The sequence below is a fragment of the Lachnospira sp. CLA-JM-H23 genome, from assembly GCF_040096425.1.
GTDB lineage: Bacteria > Bacillota > Clostridia > Lachnospirales > Lachnospiraceae > Lachnospira > Lachnospira rogosae.
Map to the genome: position 1 here is coordinate 14,531 of NZ_JBBMET010000001.1, position 20,270 is coordinate 34,800.

The 20,270-nt window shown below is 35.5% G+C and carries 19 protein-coding genes; 17 read left to right on the forward strand and 2 right to left on the reverse strand.

The genetic code is table 11. The annotated features are described in order from the left end of the window. The first annotated feature begins 135 nt into the window (after positions 1 to 135). The 6 genes from ribD to WMO42_RS00100 all read left to right on the forward strand — a co-directional run bounded on the left by ribD (position 136) and on the right by WMO42_RS00100 (position 5,022). Positions 136 to 1,257, forward strand: a complete 1,122-nt coding sequence (ribD, locus tag WMO42_RS00075; RefSeq protein WP_349191233.1) for a bifunctional diaminohydroxyphosphoribosylaminopyrimidine deaminase/5-amino-6-(5-phosphoribosylamino)uracil reductase RibD — start codon at positions 136 to 138, stop codon at positions 1,255 to 1,257. Further along, complete coding sequence (locus tag WMO42_RS00080; protein WP_055306356.1) at positions 1,258 to 1,980, forward strand: riboflavin synthase; 723 nt, start codon at positions 1,258 to 1,260, stop codon at positions 1,978 to 1,980. Between the two features lie 12 nt (positions 1,981 to 1,992). Continuing rightward, a complete protein-coding gene (locus WMO42_RS00085) occupies positions 1,993 to 3,186 on the forward strand; it encodes a bifunctional 3,4-dihydroxy-2-butanone-4-phosphate synthase/GTP cyclohydrolase II (protein WP_022501862.1) in 1,194 nt (397 codons plus the stop codon). Between the two features lie 103 nt (positions 3,187 to 3,289). Continuing rightward, positions 3,290 to 3,757 carry a 6,7-dimethyl-8-ribityllumazine synthase gene (gene ribE, locus WMO42_RS00090; RefSeq protein WP_022501861.1) on the forward strand — a complete coding sequence of 156 codons (468 nt, stop codon included), beginning with the start codon at positions 3,290 to 3,292 and terminating at the stop codon, positions 3,755 to 3,757. A 93-nt stretch (positions 3,758 to 3,850) separates the two neighbouring features. Then, complete coding sequence (locus WMO42_RS00095) at positions 3,851 to 4,342, forward strand: hypothetical protein (protein WP_055175815.1); 492 nt, start codon at positions 3,851 to 3,853, stop codon at positions 4,340 to 4,342. Continuing rightward, on the forward strand, positions 4,267 to 5,022 hold the full coding sequence (locus tag WMO42_RS00100; protein ID WP_022501860.1) for a GGDEF domain-containing protein: 756 nt from the start codon (positions 4,267 to 4,269) through the stop codon (positions 5,020 to 5,022). The genes WMO42_RS00095 and WMO42_RS00100 overlap by 76 nt, the downstream gene beginning before the upstream one ends. 37 nt (positions 5,023 to 5,059) lie before the next feature. On the opposite strand, the gene WMO42_RS00105 is transcribed toward WMO42_RS00100, so the two are convergent. Beyond that, complete coding sequence (locus WMO42_RS00105) at positions 5,060 to 5,707, reverse strand: ECF transporter S component (protein WP_055306359.1); 648 nt, start codon at positions 5,705 to 5,707, stop codon at positions 5,060 to 5,062. A 630-nt stretch (positions 5,708 to 6,337) separates the two neighbouring features. Here WMO42_RS00105 and WMO42_RS00110 point away from each other — a divergent pair. The 3 genes from WMO42_RS00110 to WMO42_RS00120 are packed head-to-tail and all read left to right on the forward strand — an operon-like array spanning position 6,338 to position 10,791. Then, positions 6,338 to 8,650 (forward strand): ABC transporter ATP-binding protein, encoded by a 2,313-nt coding sequence (locus WMO42_RS00110; protein ID WP_022501858.1) that lies wholly within the window; start codon positions 6,338 to 6,340, stop codon positions 8,648 to 8,650. Between the two features lie 2 nt (positions 8,651 to 8,652). Then, positions 8,653 to 10,503, forward strand: a complete 1,851-nt coding sequence (locus WMO42_RS00115) for an ABC transporter ATP-binding protein (RefSeq protein WP_055306360.1) — start codon at positions 8,653 to 8,655, stop codon at positions 10,501 to 10,503. 3 nt (positions 10,504 to 10,506) lie between these two features. Next, positions 10,507 to 10,791 (forward strand): DUF1294 domain-containing protein, encoded by a 285-nt coding sequence (locus WMO42_RS00120; RefSeq protein WP_090139675.1) that lies wholly within the window; start codon positions 10,507 to 10,509, stop codon positions 10,789 to 10,791. Between the two features lie 162 nt (positions 10,792 to 10,953). Here the strand turns inward: WMO42_RS00120 and WMO42_RS00125 are convergent, their stop codons facing one another. Then, positions 10,954 to 11,817 carry an undecaprenyl-diphosphate phosphatase gene (locus WMO42_RS00125; RefSeq protein ID WP_022501855.1) on the reverse strand — a complete coding sequence of 288 codons (864 nt, stop codon included), beginning with the start codon at positions 11,815 to 11,817 and terminating at the stop codon, positions 10,954 to 10,956. A gap of 317 nt (positions 11,818 to 12,134) precedes the next feature. Here WMO42_RS00125 and WMO42_RS00130 point away from each other — a divergent pair, with 317 nt between their 5' ends. The 8 genes from WMO42_RS00130 (at position 12,135) to trxA (ending at position 20,018) form a co-directional block, all read left to right on the forward strand. Beyond that, positions 12,135 to 13,343 (forward strand): VanZ family protein, encoded by a 1,209-nt coding sequence (locus WMO42_RS00130; RefSeq protein WP_090139670.1) that lies wholly within the window; start codon positions 12,135 to 12,137, stop codon positions 13,341 to 13,343. 55 nt (positions 13,344 to 13,398) lie between these two features. Next, the gene (feoB, locus tag WMO42_RS00135; RefSeq protein ID WP_022501853.1) at positions 13,399 to 15,738 is read left to right on the forward strand and encodes a ferrous iron transport protein B; all 2,340 of its coding nucleotides are present in this window, start codon (positions 13,399 to 13,401) and stop codon (positions 15,736 to 15,738) included. Between the two features lie 310 nt (positions 15,739 to 16,048). Beyond that, on the forward strand, positions 16,049 to 16,606 hold the full coding sequence (locus WMO42_RS00140) for a manganese efflux pump MntP family protein (RefSeq protein WP_022501852.1): 558 nt from the start codon (positions 16,049 to 16,051) through the stop codon (positions 16,604 to 16,606). A 39-nt stretch (positions 16,607 to 16,645) separates the two neighbouring features. After that, on the forward strand, positions 16,646 to 17,611 hold the full coding sequence (locus WMO42_RS00145) for a calcium/sodium antiporter (RefSeq protein ID WP_022501851.1): 966 nt from the start codon (positions 16,646 to 16,648) through the stop codon (positions 17,609 to 17,611). Between the two features lie 103 nt (positions 17,612 to 17,714). Next, positions 17,715 to 18,059 carry a LytTR family DNA-binding domain-containing protein gene (locus WMO42_RS00150; RefSeq protein WP_022501850.1) on the forward strand — a complete coding sequence of 115 codons (345 nt, stop codon included), beginning with the start codon at positions 17,715 to 17,717 and terminating at the stop codon, positions 18,057 to 18,059. A gap of 239 nt (positions 18,060 to 18,298) precedes the next feature. After that, the gene (locus WMO42_RS00155; RefSeq protein ID WP_022501849.1) at positions 18,299 to 19,264 is read left to right on the forward strand and encodes a membrane protein; all 966 of its coding nucleotides are present in this window, start codon (positions 18,299 to 18,301) and stop codon (positions 19,262 to 19,264) included. Positions 19,265 to 19,344: 80 nt separating this feature from the next. Then, positions 19,345 to 19,704, forward strand: coding sequence for a DUF3783 domain-containing protein (locus WMO42_RS00160; protein ID WP_022501848.1), 360 nt, complete (start codon positions 19,345 to 19,347; stop codon positions 19,702 to 19,704). Between the two features lie 2 nt (positions 19,705 to 19,706). Continuing rightward, the gene (gene trxA / locus WMO42_RS00165; RefSeq protein ID WP_055175797.1) at positions 19,707 to 20,018 is read left to right on the forward strand and encodes a thioredoxin; all 312 of its coding nucleotides are present in this window, start codon (positions 19,707 to 19,709) and stop codon (positions 20,016 to 20,018) included. Positions 20,019 to 20,270: the final 252 nt, after the last annotated feature.

A 20,270-nucleotide genomic window follows, 5' to 3' on the forward strand; every position in this document is an offset into this window, starting at 1 on the left:
TATTGATATTTGCAGAATATGTATTATATAGTTATTTAAGCCCTGGGAAGATTATTCTCAGGGCTTTTTTAATTGATATTTTAAGAATGAAAACCCATTATATACATTTATTAGAGAAAGAAGGCGGGTAATATTATGGAAATGACAGATGAAGAATATATGCTAAGGGCTGTTGAGCTGGCTAAGAAAGGAACAGGCTGGACTAATCCTAATCCGCTTGTCGGTGCAGTTATTGTTAAAGACGGCAGGATAATAGGAGAAGGGTACCATAAGAAATATGGTGGACTTCACGCAGAGAGAGAAGCGCTTGCCAGTGCAAATGAGGATGTGAGTGGTGCAACGATATATGTGACACTTGAGCCATGCTGTCATTATGGCAAACAGCCACCCTGTGTTAATGCAATTATTGAGGCGGGAATAAAAAGAGTGGTGATAGGTTCTTATGACCCTAACCCATTAGTTGCAGGGAAAGGCGTGGATATTTTAAGAGAACATAACATAACTGTTGATGACAAGCTTGTGTGTAGTGAGGAATGTAAAAGCCTTAATTATGTATTTTTTAATTACATAAAAGAAAAAAAGCCATATGTGATATTAAAGTATGCACAGTCCCTGGACGGAAAGATTGCAACGCATACAGGATTGTCACAATGGATAACAGGGGAAACAGCAAGAAATAAAGTACATATGGACAGGCATAGATATTCAGCTGTAATGGTTGGCGTTGAAACAGTTATAAAGGACAATCCGATGTTGACGTGCCGCAGTAAAGATATTGTTAATATCAACCAGCCGGCAAGAGTAATATGTGATACTAATCTCAGGATACCGTTTGATTGTAATATTGTACAGAGTGCGAAGCAGTACACAACATATATAGCGACAAGTTGTAAAGAAGATGATAAGTGTAGGAAATACACTGAGGCAGGCTGTAAACTTATATATGTCAATAAAAATGATAGTGATAATAATTCTCATATAGATATAAAAGAACTCATAATAAAGCTGGGACAGCTTGGTATAGACAGTATTGTGTGCGAGGGTGGAGCAACACTCAACTGGAGTGTTCTGGCAAGTGGTATGGTCGACAGAATACAGGCTTATATAGCACCTAAAGTATTGGGTGGTGTAAATGCTCTTTCACCGGTAGGTGGAATTGGTGTTGATACTCCCGATAAAGCATATGAGCTTGATGATTATACGGTTACAAGATTGGGAAAGGATATATTAATTGAGGGGAAAGTGAGGTGTATATAATTGTTTACAGGAATTGTTGAAGAAATCGGACATATAGTATCTGTTCAAAGACACGCATTTTCTCAGATTATAACTATAAGTGCATCAGATATTCTTGGGGGAACCAATATAGGTGACAGTATAGCAGTTAGTGGCGTGTGCCTGACAGTAACGTCAATTGGCAGTAAACAGTTCAGTGCAGATGTTATGCACGAAACTATTAATAAGTCATCACTTGGAAATCTGCGGGCAGGAATGGCTGTTAATCTTGAAAGAGCAATGCCAGCTAATGGCAGATTTGGCGGACATATAGTAAGTGGACATATAGATGGTGTTGGCAGAATAACAAAGATAAGCAAGGATGATAACGCTGTCTGGTACACAATTAATGCAGGTAAAGAGATTATGCAGTTAATAGTTCCAAAAGGTTCAATAACAATTGATGGAATAAGCCTTACTGTAGCAGGGGTTAATGATGATAGTTTTAAAGTATCTGTAATTCCCCATACAAGGCAGGTGACAACATTATCACAGCGTAGAATCAACGATTGTGTCAATCTTGAGAATGATATTGTAGGGAAATACATAAAAAGATTGTTACAGACAGGCGAAAGTCTTGATGTAACAGCGGATGGACTGGGCGAGATATCCACAAGGCAGGATGTGTCAGTAAAAGCACAGTCATCACAAAGACAGAATACATCAGGGATAACAAGAGAGTTTCTTGGTAAATATGGATTTTAAAAAGGAGGATATATGTTTGAGTTTAACACAGTAGAAGAGGCAGTTGAAGATTTGAAAGCAGGTAAGATTATACTTGTTACAGATGATGAGGACAGGGAGAATGAAGGTGATTTCATATGTGCCGCTGAGTTTGCAACAACAGAAAATGTTAATTTTATGGCAACATATGGAAAAGGTCTTATATGTATGCCAATGAGTGAGGAGATAAGCAAAAAGCTATATTTCCCACATATGGTAGCAGACAATACAGATAACCACGAAACAGCATTTACAGTATCAATAGACCATGTTGATACAACTACAGGAATATCTGCAAAAGAAAGAGCCTATACAACAAGAATGGTAGTAAGTGATGATGCCAAGCCGGAGGACTTTAGAAGACCGGGACACAATTTTCCACTTATTGCAAGGAAGAATGGAGTTCTTGAAAGAAACGGACACACAGAAGCAACAGTTGATTTGATGAGGATTGCAGGACTTAAAGAATGTGGCTTATGCTGTGAGATTATGAAAGATGATGGCACAATGATGAGAAAGAACGACCTCATTGAACTTGCCAGAAAATGGAATTTAAAATTCATAACAATAAAGGCAATTCAGGAATACAGAAAATGCAACGAAAAGCTTGTAGAGTGTGTGGCAGTAACTAAAATGCCTACAAAATATGGAGAATTTGTTGCACATTGTTACATTAATAAATTAAATGGAGAACATCACGTTGCTTTAGTAAAAGGTGATGTTGGTAATGGAGAAGACCTTTTGTGCAGGGTTCATTCAGAGTGTCTTACAGGTGATGCTTTTGGTTCATTAAAATGTGACTGCGGACAGCAGTTTGCGGCGGCTATGACACAGATTAATGAGGAAGGCAGAGGAATACTGCTATATATGCGGCAGGAAGGCAGAGGCATAGGTCTTGTTAATAAGCTTAAGGCATATGCACTTCAGGACGAAGGAATGGATACGCTTGATGCTAATCTTGCCCTTGGATTTCCAGGAGATATGAGAGAATACTACATTGGAGCACAGATATTAAAGGATCTGGGTGCTAAGACATTACGTCTGCTTACCAACAATCCGGATAAGGTATACCAGTTATCTGATTTTGGAATGAAGATAAGTGAAAGAGTTCCAATTAAAATGGAAAAGACAGCTTATGATGGATTTTATCTTAACACTAAGAAGATAAGAATGGGTCATATGTTATAGATTTCATATGATTGAAAGTTGAAAAAATCCGACATATAGCAGTATTGATGATTTATGAAAATTGTAATGAAATTAAATTAAAAAGACGAGGAGATTAATAGTTATGAGAGTATTAGAAGGAAAATTAGTAGACAATGGAACAAGAGTAGGTATTGTAGCGGCAAGATTTAATGAATTTATTGTATCAAAGCTGGTTGCAGGTGCACAGGACGGACTTATAAGACACGGAGTAAGCGATGACAATATAGACCTTGCGTGGGTTCCTGGTGCATTTGAAATACCACTTATTGCTTCTAAAATGGCAAAGAGCGGAAAATATGATGCAGTGATATGTCTTGGTGCAGTTATAAGAGGAGCTACAAGCCATTATGATTATGTTTGTGCGGAGGTTTCTAAAGGAATAGCTAATGTATCACTTAATACAGATATTCCAGTGATGTTCGGAGTGCTTACTACAGATACAATTGAACAGGCAATTGAGAGAGCAGGAACAAAGGCAGGTAATAAGGGATTTGAATGTGCAGAGGGTGCTATTGAGATGGTAAATCTTTCCCGTGAGCTTGAAAAATAACAAATTAATTGATTTTATCATCTGTCAAGGGTATATTGAAAGTAATGATAATATGTCTGTCTGGTTATTAACCAGTGTTAAGGGGTGATACCAATGATGATGAAATTAAAGAACAGAATATTAGGAATATTACTTTTGTTTATCCTGCTTCCACTAAGCATTTTTGGTGGATTTTCAATTTACCAGACGAATAGGAAGATTGACGATATGACAGAGTGCAATCTTGCGACGGTGAGTGAGAATCAGAGAATTAATATTAAGAATTTCTGTGAGGACAGGAAGTCCGAAATGGAGATGGTTGCTAATTATGCTATGACACAGGCGGCAATCAAAGAAAGTGTAGGAGAGCCAAGTCCTTATGATGCAGGTAAAGTTGATTTAGAGTATATTAACAATGTGTTGAAGGAACGAAAGAAATATGGAGTGTTTGTTGCAAGTATATCTATATTGGACAAGGATTTCAGGGTAGTAGCCTCAAGTGAAAGTTATGAGGCAGGTCATACACAGTTATGTTATGTCTTGCGTTTGTATTCTTTGTCCTTGCTATATTTATTGTGCAGATATTTATTACAAAGAATGTATTAGCACCAATAGAACAGATAATGAATGTGTTTAATGATATCAAGGCTACACAGGACTATTCAAAGAGACTGCCTAAATCAAATAGTGTTGAGATGAACCAGCTTTCCGATGAAATTAATGGACTTCTCACACATATAGAAGATGAGAATATTCAGGAAAAGGAAAGGCAAAGACATTTAAGAGAACTTGCTGAGTGTGATCCGCTTACTGGAATTAATAATAAAAAAGCGATTGAGCAGAAAATGCTTGCTATGGTTCAGAGTGCAACTGATAAAAAAGTGCGTATAAGTGTTGGATTTCTTGATATTGATGATTTTAAAGATTACAATACTAATTATGGACATCAGGAAGGCGATAATGTAATCAAATTTGTTGCCAATACATTAAAGGAGAATTTTAAAGGTGAAGTTGGACGAAATGGCGGAGATGAATTTGTATTTGGTTATGAAGGGGATATAAGTAAAGAGGAACTTGATAGGAAAGTAAAGAAGGTCTATGATATTCTTAACAAGGGTTATACAAGAGGCGATTTGCTAAAGAATATGTCTGTTCCTTGTAGTATAGGTATTGTAACTGCGATAGGTGGAAGCTTTGATTATGCCAAGCTGTTAAAAGAAGCAGATAATGCAATGTATGATGCTAAGATTAATGGAAAGAATACATATGTAATAAGGGAGTTATAGGAATATTATTCCTATAACTCCCTTGGTTTATATAGTTTTAAGCATTTTTTACAAGTACAGCATAAAGTGTTCTTGAAAGAATACTTGCGACAACAAAGCATACAACAGCTTCAATTGCACCCTGTGTTCCGACAAATGCGATAACGAAAGTAAATGGATTGCTTGCAGCGAATTTAGTTACATAAGTCTGAATAAAATCAGTTCTATAGAAAAGTGCAACAAGTGTACTCATAAAGAGCAGTGTGTTAAGAAGTGGGCAGGCAAGGCTTGCGATGTAGTAAGATACCTTCTGTACACTGCGGATATTATGAAGTACCTTGAATATAAGTCCTGTAAGAAGTCCCTCAAGTGTTCTTGGAACAACTGTAAGAATAATAGTGAATACAGGGCTGATATTAAATAATGCAAATGTAAATACAGAGCCGCCAGTTACTGCCTGATAGAGGCTTGTAAGACCGAAAGTAAGACCACATATAAGTCCGCCAACAGGGCCAAGAATTATAGCACCAACAGCTACTGGAATTGTCAAAAATGTGATAGTAAGACCTGGAAGTTTAATGTATCCAAGTGGAGTAAAAGCCATAATGATAATAATCGCTATCATAGCGGCAAGTTCAACCATATATTTGGTTGTAAAAGTTTTGTTGGCAGTATTATTAACTGCACTTGTCTGGTTGTTATTCATAAAATCTCCTTTTCGTCTGATAAAACGGCAATCCTGTCTTTCAGACATTTTTAATTGTAGCGTTATGACAGATTGGATAAACACGAATAAGTGTATACAGATACCAAAAATATCTCATATTAGTGTAAGTACATAAATAATGTAGATATACAGACTGGTATAAATTGATATACTATATTGTATATCAATCAAAATGAAATCAGAATATTAATTCAGCATATTTAAAAGTAAAAGTTCAGAATAAAATCTTGTTACACGCCAATTGAGGTCGCACATCAATTCTTTCTTCTACCATTAAAAAACTTCCTTGAAATAATTAAATAAATAATCCAATAATTATAAACTATAAATACCAATGATTACAGGTGATAATAATTACTGGCAGCTGATACATTTTCATCCGAATAACGCTCACGCGTATAATATCATACTTGATAATACAGGGCAATACATAGATTGGATAAAATTGTATACAATGTTTATAAAGTATTAATAAATGCTTCTTATTTCCTTAATTTACATATTTTCTCAATAATGATAAAATAAGAAAATATCGTGGCAGACTACTTTATGTTATTGCCTGATTTGAAGAGATATAGTTTATGAAGAGTTTAATAGAAAGGAAGAATTATGAGCAGAATATTGAAAAGTATTGCCCCATACTGGAAATCAATAATAATTATTCTGTTGTTACTTGTGTTGCAGGCGAATTGTGATCTTGCACTTCCACAGTACACATCGAATATTATTGATGTTGGTATCCAGAATGGTGGTATAGGACATAGTATTCCAGAGAAGATTACTAAAGATGAATATGATATAGCGAAGATGTTTATGACGGACGAAGAGATAAGCATATGGGAGAAATGTTTTGAGGAACAGGATGACTTATATGTCCGTACAGAAAATAATGATAAAAGGTTAGATGAATATGATGATACACTTGCTATGGCACTGATTATTAATAATCAGATGTCATCAGTTACAGTCACACAGTTCAAACAGCAGATGGCGGCACAGATGGGCGTTGATGTATCTGAACTTGAGAATGTTTCAGTTGCAGACCTTGGAAAGAGAATGGGTGTGGAACTTGAAACATTTACTAAGGATATTGAAGATGCTGATGGTAATGAAGTTCCAACAGAATGTGTAGATATGAGAATTATATTCAAGGCAATGTATGATAATGGTGCAATGTCTAAAGATACGTTTATATCTATGAGAGATGAATTCCAGTCAACATTTGATACAATGGGTTCAACCCTTATATCTTCAATGGGAAAGGCTTACGCTAAGTCAATGGATGCAAAGGCTGGAATGGATATGAAGGCCATACAGAAAAGATACCTTTGGATATCTGGTGCTAAGATGGTAGGAATGGCACTTCTTATTGCGGTATGTACTGTATGTGTTGCATTCTTTGCATCAAGGGTTGGTGCTGGAGTTGGACGTGATTTAAGAGGAAAAGTATATAAGAATGTAATGAGCTTTTCTAATGCAGAGCTTGATAAGTTCTCAACAGCTTCACTTATCACACGTACAACTAATGATGTACAGCAGATACAGCTCGTATGTGTTCTTATATTAAGAATGGTTCTTTATGCACCTATTATTGGTATCGGTGGAGTTATAAAGGTAATGTCAACAGGTGCTGGAATGGAATGGGTAATAGCCCTTGCAGTTCTTGTAATTATTGGCTTTGTACTTTTACTTATGGCAGTTGCAATGCCTAAGTTCAAGCTTATGCAGAAGCTTGTTGATAATGTCAATCTTGTATCAAGAGAGATACTTACAGGTCTTTCTGTTATCCGTGCATTCGGTAGAGAGAAGAAGGAAGAAGAAAGATTTGATAAGGCTAATAAAGAGCTTACAAAGACAATGCTTTTTACTAACAGGGTAATGACATTTATGATGCCGGTTATGATGCTTATAATGAACTGTCTCTCAGTAGGTATTGTATGGGTAGGAGCTCACAGAATTGACAGCGGTGTTATGCAGGTAGGTTCAATGACAGCATTTATTACATATGCTATGCAGATTGTAATGTCATTCCTTATGCTTACAATGTTGTCAATTATGCTTCCAAGAGCGATTGTAGCAGCAGACCGTATAGATGAAGTTATTAATACAAAGTCATCAATAACAGATGCAGAGTCACCTAAGAGTATAAGCAATCCTAAAGGACTTTTAGTATTTGACCACGTTAACTTTAAGTATCCGGGTGCTAATGAAAATGCTCTTGAAGATATCAATTTTGTGGCTGAACCGGGGAAGACAACAGCTATTATAGGAAGTACAGGATGTGGAAAGTCTACACTTGTTAATCTTATTCCAAGACTTTATGATGCAACAGAAGGTTCAATAACTCTTGATGGTGAGAATATCAAGAATATCTCAATGAAGGAATTAAGAGATGAACTTGGTTATGTACCACAGAAGGGAATATTATTCTCAGGTACTATTGAGTCTAATATCAAATTCGGTGCACCAGAGGCTTCCATGGATATAGTAAAGGAAGCAGCTGAGATTGCACAGGCAACTGAATTTATTGAAACTAAGTCAGCAAAATATGAAAGTCCAATCGCACAGGGTGGAACTAATGTATCTGGTGGACAGAAGCAAAGACTTTCAATTGCAAGGGCTATTGCTAAGAATCCTAAGATATTTATATTTGATGACAGCTTTTCAGCACTCGATTTAAAGACAGATGCGGCACTTAGAAAGGCACTTGCTTCTAAGGTTACAGACAGTACAGTTATCATAGTTGCACAGAGAATAAGCACAATACTTCACGCGGACCAGATTTTAGTTATGGATGAAGGTAAGATAGTAGGAAAGGGTACTCACGAGGAACTTCTGAAGAATTGTGAGGTATACCAGCAGATAGCCAAATCTCAGATGTCAGCTAAGGAACTGGGAATTGACGGAAAGGAGGAAGCATAATTATGGCAGATAATAACTCATATAAGCAGACTCCAAGACGAAGAGGTCCAGGAGGCGGTATGGCTCCTGCAGAAAAAGCCAAGAATTTTAAAGGCTCAATAAGCAAGCTTATGCAGTATATTGGCAGATATAAGATTGCTATATTGGCAGTTATGATTATGGCGGCGGCTTCTACAGTATTTACAGTAATAGGACCTAAGGTATTAGGTAAGGCAACAACAGGTCTTTCAGAAGGCCTTATGAAAAAGATTACAGGAACTGGTGGAATTGATTTCTCATATATTGGAAGAATTCTTATAATTGTACTCTGTCTGTATGCGTGCAGTGCAATATTCAGCTTTATTCAGGGCTGGATAATGACAGGTGTTTCACAGAAGGTGTGCTACAGACTTCGTAAAGAGATATCAGAGAAGATTAACCGTATGCCTATGAAGTATTTTGAGAGCAGGACATACGGAGAAGTTCTTTCAAGAATAACTAACGATGTTGATACATTAGGAATGGGTCTTAACCAGAGTATAACAACAATTATTACATCAGTTGCTACAATGATAGGTGTTCTTGTAATGATGTTAAGCATTTCACCACTTATGACAATTATTGCGATAGTTATTCTTCCAATATCCGTTGGTCTTGTATCATTTGTTGTTAAGAAGTCACAGAGTTACTTTAAGACACAGCAGGAATATCTTGGACATATTAATGGACAGATAGAAGAAACATATGGCGGACATATGGTTGTTAAGTCGTTCAATAAAGAGAAGGATATGGTGGATACATTTGACAAGACTAATGCTGTATTATATTCATCAGCCTGGAAGTCACAGTTCTTCTCAGGAATGATGCAGCCTATTATGATGTTTGTTGGTAACCTTGGTTATGCAGGTGTTGCACTTTCAGGTGGTATGCTTGCTATCAATGGAGTTATCACAATTGGTGATATTCAGGCATTTATACAGTATGTTAAGAACTTCACACAGCCAATAACACAGATTGCACAGGTTATTAATCAAGTACAGTCTATGGCAGCAGCTTCTGAGAGAGTATTTGAATTCCTTGAAGAAGAGGAAGAAGAACAGATAGCTGCCAATCCAGTACCTACAGATAATATCAGAGGTGAAGTTGAGTTTAAGCACGTTAAGTTCGGATATAAGGAAGACCAGATTATTATTAAGGATTTCTGTGCCAATGTTAAGCCAGGACAGAAGGTTGCTATCGTTGGTCCAACTGGTGCAGGTAAGACTACAATGGTTAAGCTTCTTATGAGATTTTATGATGTTAATTCAGGAGAAATCCTTATTGACGGACATAATATCAAGGACTTTAACAGACGTGAATTAAGAGATGCATTTGGAATGGTTCTTCAGGATACATGGCTTTATAAAGATACTATTATGGAAAATATCAGATATGGAAAGCTTGATGCTACTGATGAAGAAGTAATCGCTGCGGCTAAGGCAGCACACGCACATCATTTTATAGAGACTCTTCCGGGTGGATATAATATGGAACTTAATGAGGATGCAAGTAATGTGTCACAGGGACAGAAGCAGCTTCTTACTATTGCAAGAGCTATTCTTGCTGACAACCCAATCCTTATCCTTGATGAGGCGACAAGTTCTGTAGATACAAGAACAGAGATTCAGATACAGAATGCTATGGATAATCTTATGAAGGGCAGAACGAGCTTCGTAATTGCCCACAGATTATCAACTATAAAGGATGCTGATATTATACTTGTTATGAAAGAAGGAGATATCGTAGAGCAGGGCAATCACGAAGAATTACTTGCTAAGGGTGGTTTCTATGCTGACCTTTATAACTCACAGTTTGAGGAGGCAGAAGCATCTTAAGCTATGAGAGATACATTTATAGAATGGCTTATTTTAATCAATATAATAACATTTGTTATATATGCACTGGATAAATATAAAGCAGTACATCATCTTTGGAGAATACCTGAAAAGACGCTTATATTCTTAGCAGTTATAGGTGGTTCTCCAGCGGCACTACTTGCTATGTATACAATAAGACATAAGACAAGGCATATTAAATTCACACTGGGTGTACCAGTTATACTTGTTATTCAGATAATCGTGCTTTATATTCTTTATACAAGATATGGTATATTTACAGGGTGAATATGAAGATTAAAGAAGTAATATGTTAAAAAAGTATAGATATAATATAGGACTGTGAATAAAAAAATCTGGGTTTTACGATTAACATACCGTTATGTGAGTTAATCATAAAATCCAGATTTTATTAATTGAAATTATATAATAAGTATTATAAGCGTCTGATTAACCAATAACGCCTACAAATCCGCATATCAGCACGATTATACCAAGTACAATTCTGTACCATCCGAACACCTTGAAATCGTGTTTCTTAATGTATCCCATAAGAAATCTGATAACGAAAAGAGATACAACGAAAGCTACAAGCATACCAACAAGGAGAATTATTCCTTCCTGTGAAGTCATTGAGTTATGAAGAAGGAACTTAACACCCTTAAGAAGGCTTGCTCCGAACATAACAGGTACTGCAAGGAAAAATGTATACTCAGCAGCAACAGTTCTTGAAACACCAAGAATTAGAGCACCGACAATAGTTGCACCTGAACGTGATGTTCCAGGGAATATAGCAGCGATAAGCTGAAAAAGACCTATATATGCAGCAAGCTTATAATCAATGCCTTCAATAGTTCTGACCTTGGCTTTCTTGCCGTGGTGCATAGTCTCTACAATAATAAATGCAATACCAAAGAGTATAAGCATAATAGCTACAGTTGTGTAGTTATAGAAAAGTTCTTCAAGCTTTTCATCAAATAATACGCCGACAATTGCGGCAGGTATGCACGAAACAAGAATGTGAAACCAGAGCTTGAATATATCACACTTGATATAAGCACCTGCACCCTCAGATGAGAGTGGTTCTTTATTATTGTTCTTTCCAAATGGCCATAACTTGTTCCAGAATAGTATAACAACTGCCATAATAGCACCAAGCTGGATAACTACCTCAAACATACTATAGAATGCATCAGATACTTTTAATGGCATAATTTCATTTAAAAGTATCATATGTCCTGTGCTGCTTATAGGAAGCCATTCAGTGATACCTTCGACAATACCAAAAAGTATCGCTTTTAAAATCTCTAACATTATTCCTCCAATCGGATACGGATATTGTATCATAAATATATGTATAAAAAATCTGTAAAATTCTTATATCCGTTCACTTTATTTTTTCTTAGAATTAATAATATGTTGTGATTATAATTCTGTTTCAGTTAGTATTCTCTCATTGCATAGAGATACTGTCAACTGTGAATTATCTAATTTACAACAAATTTTTATAAATTTCACTTTACACCGGTTATTGATAAAAAATATTGATAAGAGCCAATATGCGTGTTAAACTTATTCGGATATTTGATAATTACTAAAGCATATTTAATAAGATAACAAGGAGTCAGTTAATGGAAGTATATTTAAAACCAATAATATCAGCCTGCTATGTGTTTCCTATACTTGCTGTAATATTTACAATACCTTACATATTATATGAGTATCACAAATATGGTTCAATCCTTATACTTAGAACGGGGATTGTATATACATTTATATTCTATATGCTGACATCATATTTTATGACAGTGCTTCCACTTCCTCCAAGAAGCTCGGTTACACCAGATACTGCGAGTGTCCTGCTTGTTCCGTTTGATGCAATAAGGAGAATTATAGCTACAGCTAATGTCACTTTGTCACAGCCATCTACATATGTTAACCTGTTTAAATGTTTTGATTTCTGGCAGGCTGCATTTAATATACTGCTGTTATTTCCGTTTGGAGTATATCTTAGATATTATTTTAAAAGACCCTGGTGGCAGGTGCTTATATTTTCATTTGGGTACAGCCTGTTCTTTGAATTGACACAGATTTCAGGACTGTATGGAATATACAGATATCCATATAGGTATTTTGAGGTTGATGACCTTATATGTAATACATTAGGTGGAGTATTAGGTTATGTATGCACACCGCTTATAGTGTTTATGCTTCCGAAAAGGGATAGACTTGATGAGGCTGCATATAAGAGAGGGCAGATTGTATCTGAATTCAGGAGAGGTGTTGCGTGGATAATTGATATGGTAATTATAATGATTCCAGTGCTGGCGGCTATGCTGTTGCTTTGGCACGAGCATATAATTACCAGGAAAATGGTGCTGGGTTCGGTATATGATGTGAGATATGTAGTTATTTTATCGCTGTATATCGTTATTGTGTTCACACTTGTGACAAAGCTTACAAGAGGGCGGACAATAGGCAAGGCACTGGTTAATATACGTCTTATAGACTGCAAAGATACTGTTCTTAATATTAATAAAGTTCCACATATAAAAATGTATAAGCTGTTTATAAGATATTTTATAATATATACAATAAGTGTACCCTCATTACTATATGCGTATAACTTTTATCGTATGGCGATTGAACTTGAAGGGGTAAAATTATGGGCAGTTACAGCAGGATGTGTGATATGTATTTTAATTACAATATATATGGCATTTGATTTATTATTGTGTCTGTTTAGCAGCACAAGAAATATGCTATATGACAGAATAACAGGAATTACGCATAGAAGTGACATAATAAGCAGACAGGATAATACAAATTTAACAAGTTAAAGATAATATTTAGCCGAATAAGATACATTTCGAATATATAACAGGAGGTACGATTGTGACAATAAAAGATTTGCCAGCAGGTAAAAGTGCTACAATATTAAAAGTAGGTGGAGATGGTGCATTAAGACAACATTTTCTGGATATGGGACTTATTCAGGGTGCAGAAGTTACAGTTATAAAATATGCTCCTATGGGTGACCCTGTTGAATTAAGAATTCATAGCTATGAGCTTACCATAAGACTTTCAGATGCAGAACAGATAGAGGTAAGTGAGCCTTATTGTATTGATAATAAAGCTGTGGAAAATGTTAAAATGAATAGTATAGTAAAGGAACATCCGGGATTTGGTGAAGGAGGCAGGTATCACGATAAGGAAAATGAAAATCCTCTTCCAGATGATGAAAAGCTGACATTTGCACTTGTAGGCAACCAGAATTGTGGAAAAACAACCCTTTTTAATGTATTAACAGGCTCCAATCAGCATATAGGTAATTTTCCAGGTGTTACAGTTGATAGAAAAGACGGAGTTATAAAAGGTTATCCTGATACACTTATAACAGATTTGCCAGGAATATATTCAATGTCACCATATAGCAGTGAAGAAATAGTAACAAGGGAATTTCTGCTTATGGACAAACCTAAAGGTATTATTAATATATTAGATGCTACTAATATTGAAAGAAACCTTTATCTGTCAATGCAGCTTATGGAATTAGGAATTCCTATGGTAATTGCACTTAATATGATGGATGAGGTAAGAGTCAATGGAGGTTCTGTAAGAATTAACGCAATTGAGGAATTGCTTGGAGTTCCGGTTATACCAATATCAGCGGCTAAAGGTGAGGGCATAGAAGAACTGGTAAGTCATGCCATTCACGTTGCAAAATATCAGGAAAAACCACAGATATCAGATTTTTGTTCCAAGGACAGTGCGGTTCATAGATGTATACATGGCATTATGTCGCTTATAAGTGACCATGCAGACAAAGCAGGATACCCTGAAAGATTTGCAGCCTCCAAGGTTGTTGAGGGGGATTCACTTGTACTTAAGCATCTTGAACTTGAGCAGAATGAAAAAGAAATGATTGAACACATTATAGTACAGATGGAAGAAGAATGTGGAATGGATAGAGCCTCAGCTATAGCAGATATGAGATTTGCTTATATTGAAGATGTCTGTAAGAATACGGTTGTAAAGCCAAGAGAAAGTAAGGAAAGAATACGAAGCCAGAAGATTGATAAGCTTCTTACTGGTAAATATACAGGTATCCCAATGTTTATAGCAATTATGGGACTTGTGTTTTATCTTACATTTAATGTTATAGGTGCGGCACTCTCCAATGTACTTGATATTTTAATTACATTTGTTACAAATGGGGTTGATAATCTTCTGACAGCAATGAATGTTAATTCGGTATTGCATGCACTTATCATAGATGGAATATTCAATGGGGTTGGTAGTGTATTAAGCTTTCTTCCGATAATCGTAACATTATTCTTCTTTTTATCAATTCTTGAAGATAGCGGTTATATGGCAAGAGTCGCATTTATTATGGATAAGCTCTTACGTAAACTTGGATTATCAGGAAGAAGTATAGTGCCTATGTTAATTGGTTTTGGATGTAGTGTTCCAGGAGTTATGGCAAGCCGTACACTTTCATCTGAAAGAGACCGTAGGATGACAGTTCTTTTAACACCATTTATGAGTTGTTCAGCAAAAGTACCTATATATGCCTTTTTCTCAGCAGCATTTTTCCCACATTATGCAGCGCTTGTTATGATAGGTATGTATTTTATAGGAATTATTGTTGGAATAATTATGGCGTTTATATTTAAAAAGACATTATTTAAGGGAGAACCAGTTCCATTTGTTATGGAGCTTCCTAATTACAGAATGCCTGGTGCTAAGAATGTGGTACATTTGTTATGGGAAAAGGCAAAGGATTTCTTACAGAAAGCATTTTCTATTATATTTATTGCAACAATACTTATATGGTTTATGCAGAATTTTGATATAAGGCTTAACGTTGTGGCAGATTCAAGACAGAGTATACTTGCTGTATTAGCAGGTATGATTACTCCGTTGTTTAAACCATTAGGATTTGGAGACTGGAGACTTGTAACAGCTATACTTACAGGCGTAATGGCAAAGGAAAGTGTAGTATCTACGATATCAATTCTATTTGGAAGTACGATAGAGATGGTATCTGTTATATCAGCTGCGGGTGCAATGTCATTTCTTGTGTTCTGTCTTTTGTATACACCTTGTGTTGCGGCAATTGCCTCAGTTAAAAAAGAACTTGGAGGTAAATGGGCAGCATATGTTGTAGTTATTCAGTGTGTTGTAGCATGGATTGCGGCATTAATTACATATATTATTGCTGGAATTTTATAACTCTGATAAATATGTATGCGAAAAAAAACATTGCAAAATCAGACTATTGATGATAAATTATCAATAAGCTAATTCCTAGAGGGAGTAATCGGCATATTTATATATGCAGTTATATCGACATAATGGCTTATAAGCCCGGTATTACTTTAAATGATGAGACTCGTGGACAGTATCAGTACTGTCTGCGGGTCTTTTTTATATAACTGGAATTCGTTTTCGTTAAAACATCAATTATTATATATGATATGACAATTGGTTATAATCTTTCTTGGAGCAACAGATAAAATATAGAAATGAGGACAATTAAGAAATGAGTATTGTTGAATTATTTATACTGGCAGTAGGACTTTCAATGGATGCTTTTGCTGTATCTATATGTAAGGGCTTGTCGCTTGGAAAGATAAAGCCTAAGCATATGTGCATTGCCGGTGCGTGGTTTGGTGGATTTCAGGCATTGATGCCGCTTATTGGCTATTATCTCGGAAGTCTGTTTGCCGATATGGTTACCAGATATTCACACTGGGTTGCATTTGCACTTCTTCTTGCAATTGGTGGTAATATGATTAAGGAGTCATTAGGGGAAGAAGAAAATGTCAGCAATGATATGGGATTTAAGAGTATGTTATTACTTGCAATTGCAACAAGTATTGATGCACTTGCAGTAGGCGTGTCATTAGCATTCCTTAAGGTTGCCATTCTTCCAGCGGTATTATTTATAGGCTGTATTACATTTGTCTGTTCAGCGGCAGGTGTTAAAATTGGAAGTATATTTGGTGATAAATATCAGTCTAAAGCAGAACTTTGTGGAGGGATTATTCTTATTCTTATAGGAATTAAGATATTACTTGACGGTTTGGGAATACTTTAGTTATAATATTATAATTAAGTAAGAAATGAGGATTAATATATGAAAGAAATGTTATTGGCATTATTACTGCTTATTATAGGTTTTGTGCTTCTTATAAAGGGAGCAGATTTCTTTGTTGACGGAAGTTCGTCAGTTGCGAAAAGATTAAAAGTACCTTCAATGATAATCGGACTTACAATTGTAGCTATGGGTACAAGTCTGCCAGAATGTGCAGTTAGTGTTACAGCTTCACTTAACAATAATAATGCTTTAGCTGTAAGTAATGTAATAGGTTCTAATATATTTAACCTTATGGTTGTGTGTGGTGTATGTGCATTATTTACACCATTGGCGGTATCAAAAGATACTTTAAAGAAAGAATTTCCATTTTCTATCATATGTGCCATTCTTCTTGCGGCACTTGGTGCTGTTGGAATGACACTTGGAAGAATTGACGGAATAGTATTTCTTGTAATATTCGCAGTTTACCTTTGCTTGATGATTGTATCAGCTAAAAATGCACGTAACGAGGCACTTAATAAAGAACTTGAAGAAGAGGTTGATGAAGAGATAAAAATTCTTCCAGTATGGCAGTGTATTGTATACATTATTGGTGGAGCAGTAGCTATTAAGTTCGGTGGTGATTTTGTTGTTGATGGAGCTTCCACAATTGCAACTGGATTTGGTATAAGCCAGAATCTTATCGGACTTACAATAGTTGCACTAGGAACAAGTCTTCCAGAGCTTGTTACATCAATCGTTGCGGCTAAGAAGAATGAAGTGGATATGGCATTGGGAAATGTCATCGGCTCTAACATTTTTAATATTCTTCTTGTATTGGGTGTTGCTGGGGCAATAAGTCCTGTAGCATTTGTAACAGAAAATCTTATCGACATTGCTATTCTTGTTGTTATGAGTGTGGTTGTATGGATATTCGCGTGGTCAAAGAAAAAGCTTGTCAACTGGCATGGTGCAGTTATGCTTGTATCATATGTGGCTTACCTTGTATACATTTGCATAAGATAAATATTGCATATAAGGCTGTTTACGTCATATATGAATTGTAATAAAATTATATATGGCAGTTCCGATTTCACCGCATCACTAAAGATAAGGAGAGGGACGGAATATGAACACATATAAGATGGTTCTTAATGAGGATACCAGAGTATTAATATATGGTAATAGCATTAAAGTAGTACGCATCAGAATTGATGAAATCAACTATATAAGCTGTGCCAACAGAATTATTATGATTCATACGAATAATGCCAGTGATAGATTTTATGGGAAGATGAAGGATGTATATAATTTATTGGGGAAATATGGGTTTGAGTACATTAATGAGTCGGAGATAGTTAATTGTATGAATGTGAGTAGTATGACGGTTAATTCGATAATATTAAGAGAGGGAACAGAACTAATATGTAGTAAAAAATTCAAACAAAAGTTCAGAAATCTTATGTGGAACTAAATTCATACCAAAGTTAAAGGTGAATTCCTGTCGGGTGCTATAAGGTACTGGCAGGAATTTACTTTTATATAACAGGAAATATATATAACCTAAGAAAGCGGAATGTCAGAATATTAAAAAAGTATAAATAACAAGTTTTTTAAGGCTTGGCTGTTTGTAATTAATAATTATAAGTGGTAAAATGTTACATATTTTATATTGTAATTATTATGTTGTAATTAATAGAAATGGAGGCTACAATGCAGGCATATACTGTATCGCAGTGGTTATTATTCTTTTATATATATTGTTTCTTTGGTTGGGTATGGGAATGTTGTTATGTATCAGCCAGAAAAGGAAAGTGGGTAAACAGGGGATTTCTTCATGGACCAGCACTTCCAATATATGGTTCAGGTGCAATGGTAATATTGGTAAGTACTATAGGAGTAAGGGATAATATAGCTTTAATATTCCTGTTTGGAATGATATCATCAACAATACTTGAATTTGTTACAGGATATTGTATGGAGAAAATGTTCGGCGTAAGATACTGGGATTACAGTAATCAGCCATTAAATTTAATGGGACATATATGTCTGTTCGTATCATTAGGCTGGGGTGTGTTCTCTGTTCTTCTTGTAAGAATTGTACACAGACCTATAGAGGGCATTGTATATATGCTTCCAGATACAATTACGGACATAATAGCATTTGTCTTGACAATAGCTATGGCAGTTGACTTTACACAGTCATTCAATGAAGCTATGGATTTGAAGGCTGCAATTGAAAAGCTTGCTAATAGTAATGAACAGATAAGAATTCTTGCCAAAAGACTTGAGGTTGCCTCAGCATTTGTTGAAGATGATTATAATAAAATGAAAGAAAAATTCGCTGAAGGTAAAGCAAGTGTTATGAATAAGGCAGGTTCAGTGGGTAAGCTTAAGGGTAGAATTTCATTCGAGAATGATATGAATGAAAGAAAAGGTGTTAAGCTTGCAACCTTACAGAGAATGACAGAGGCTGTTAAAGAGAGTCTTAAGAATAAGATTATGGACGAGAAGGCGGCTAACCAGCTTTTAGAAACACTTGAAAATGAAAAGGTAAATCTTAAGGCTGATACTGGAAGAAACTACAAGAGCGTATTCAGAATTATGAAACGTAATCCGGGTGCTATTTCAAGAAAGCACGAGGAAGAACTGAATGAAATTAAGAGAATGATTAAGTGATTTTAATGTGAGTTCCGGGCTGCTGGTGATTTTAGGAATTGTATTAATTAAATAAAATGTTTGGATAATGAGGATTGTATATGGAAAAGATTATAATATATAATGTAGCTGATGCCAGAAAGATTATAACAATGGCGGCTAATATGCGAATAAAAAGCATAGTTATTGACAATACTAAGCTTTCAGATACATTAGAAAATGTACTGGCATATAGTCAGGATTACAGAACTGATGATATTATGCCATTTATTAATAAAGATAAAAGCATAGTTATATTCTGTGATGTTACACAGAAACATCTGGACAAGCTTTTATTTGGTATCAGAAACAACAATCTTAATGTCGATTACAAGGCTGTTATGACTAAGACTAACAAGTCGTGGACATTGAATAAAATATTATATCATATGGAGATTGAAAAGAAAAACGAAAGGAGATAATTATGGAGATTATTCACGTTACAGAAGCAACATTTAAACAGGAGGTACTTGAGTCGGATAAGCCAGTGCTTGTAGATTTCTGGGCAACATGGTGTGGACCTTGCCAGATGCTTGCACCAGTCCTTGAGGAAGTAGCGGCAAAGCAGGACGATGTAAAGATATGTAAGATTGATACAGATAAGGAACTTAATCTTGCATTACAGTATAAGGTAGCTTCAATACCAACCCTTCTTTTATTTAAGAACGGAGAAGTTGCTGCAACTAATATAGGCTTTATAGGTGAAGAACAGGTTATGGAATTCATAGGCCAGTAAATAAATGTTAACTATTTGTGCAGCTTTTCAGCGCATCTGAAGTTTCGAAGAAACTTCTAAGTGACTACGAAGTAGTCATATTATATCATAATTTCTGCGTTGTTCTTCAACGCATCTGAAGTTTCGAAGAAACTTCTAAGTGACTACGAAGTAGTCATATTATATCATAATTTCTGCGTTGTTCTTCAACGCATACGAAGTTTCGAAGAAACTTCTAAGTGACTACGAAGTAGTCATATTATATCATAATTT